This window comes from Cedecea sp. NFIX57 (assembly GCF_900177785.1).
In the GTDB taxonomy this organism is placed as follows: Bacteria; Pseudomonadota; Gammaproteobacteria; order Enterobacterales; family Enterobacteriaceae; genus Cedecea; species Cedecea neteri_C.
This window is the reverse complement of record NZ_FXAS01000110.1, coordinates 1-1531: the sequence shown is the minus strand read 5'-3', so window position 1 is coordinate 1531 and position 1531 is coordinate 1. Positions and strand designations below refer to the sequence as shown.

At 59.2% G+C, this 1531-nt stretch carries 2 protein-coding genes; both read left to right on the top strand.

Features of this window, described 5'->3' with window-relative positions; genetic code table 11:
- Positions 1-47 precede the first annotated feature (47 nt).
- Positions 48-395 carry an IS66 family insertion sequence element accessory protein TnpB gene (tnpB, locus tag B9Y90_RS26050; RefSeq protein ID WP_085543164.1) on the top strand — a complete coding sequence of 116 codons (348 nt, stop codon included), beginning with the start codon at positions 48-50 and terminating at the stop codon, positions 393-395.
- Between the two features lie 19 nt (positions 396-414).
- Positions 415-1531, top strand: a 1117-nt coding sequence (gene tnpC / locus B9Y90_RS26045) for an IS66 family transposase (RefSeq protein WP_085543163.1), incomplete at its 3' end; no start/stop codon positions are given.

Here is a 1531-nt window from a genome sequence, read left to right as displayed (position 1 = left end):
CCCACGCTGCTGCGAACCCTGCTGCGCGAGCTGAAAGGAGCGGGCAAGTGATCTCACTCCCTGCCGGTACCTGTATCTGGCTGGTTGCCGGGATAACCAACATGCGCAATGGTTTCAATGGTCTGGCCTCGAAGGTCCAGAATGTGCTGCACGATGACCCGTTCAGCGGGCACCTGTTTATCTTCCGGGGGCGCCGGGGGAATATGGTAAAGCTACTGTGGGCTGATGAGGACGGTCTGTGCCTGTTTATCAAGCGCCTGGAGCACGGACACTTCGTCTGGCCCTCCGTCAGTGACGGTAAAATCACGCTGACGACGGCACAGCTCGCCATGTTACTGGAGGGACTGAACTGGAAGCATCCGTCGCACAAACGTCCCGCTGGTCTGCGGGTATAAGGTGTTGTAATGTCAGAGGATGAAAAATGAACTGCCTGATGATATTGACCAGCTTAAGGCCCTGCTGCGTAAACAACAGGAAGCCCTGAAGCAACAACAAACCCGGCTTCGCCAGTATGCGGGTCAGGTAGCTGGCTATGAGCTGGAAATCGAACGCCTGAAAGCCCTGCTTGATAAGTTGCGGCGGATGCTGTTCGGACAGAGTTCAGAAAAAAGTCGTCATAAACTCGAAAACAAAATCCGGCAGGCCGAAAAACGTCTGGCTGAACTCGAAGCCCGGCTTAACACGGCGAAAAGTTATCTGACAGAGGATGCTCCGGAGCCTGAAAGGGTGACCGGGGTCACCGCTGAACCTGAAAAGAAGCCTGTCCCGGCAGGTCACCGCCCACCACGCCCCCCGTTACCGGCTGAGCTGCCCCGGGAAACCCGACGGATAGCCCCCACAGAAACAGCCTGCCCGGCCTGCGGCGGAGAGCTGAAGGCCATGGGCGAAACGGTCTCTGAGCAACTGGATATCATCAACACTGCTTTTAAGGTCATCGAAACGGTGCGTCCGAAGCTGGCGTGCAGCCGGTGCGACGTCATCGTGCAGGCAGCGCTCCCGGCAAAGCCCATCGAAGGCAGCCGGGCGGGCAGCAGTCTGCTGGCGCGGATCCTGGTCAGTAAATATGGTGAACACACCCCACTGTACCGGCAGTCTGAAATCTATGCCCGCCAGGGTGTGACGCTGAGCCGTAACACGATGGTCCGCTGGGTCAGTATGATGGCGGAGCGACTCCGCCCGCTGTATGACGCCCTGAACCAGTATGTTCTGCAGGCAGGCAAGGTGCACAGCGACGACACGCCGGTGAGGGTACTGGAGCCGGGAAGCGGTAAAACCCGAACCGGGCGACTGTGGGTCTATGTCCGGGATGACCGCAACGCGGGGCTGGCAGAGCCGCCGGCCGTCTGGTTCTCGTACTCAGCGGACAGGAAAGGGAAGCACCCTCAGCGACACCTTGCGGGATACCGGGGTGTGCTCCAGGCCGATGCTTACGGTGGGTATGATGCGCTGTATGAAACCGGACGAATAACAGAGGCTGCGTGCATGGCGCATGCCAGGAGGGAAATCCACGATGAGCATGTGCGACGGCCGA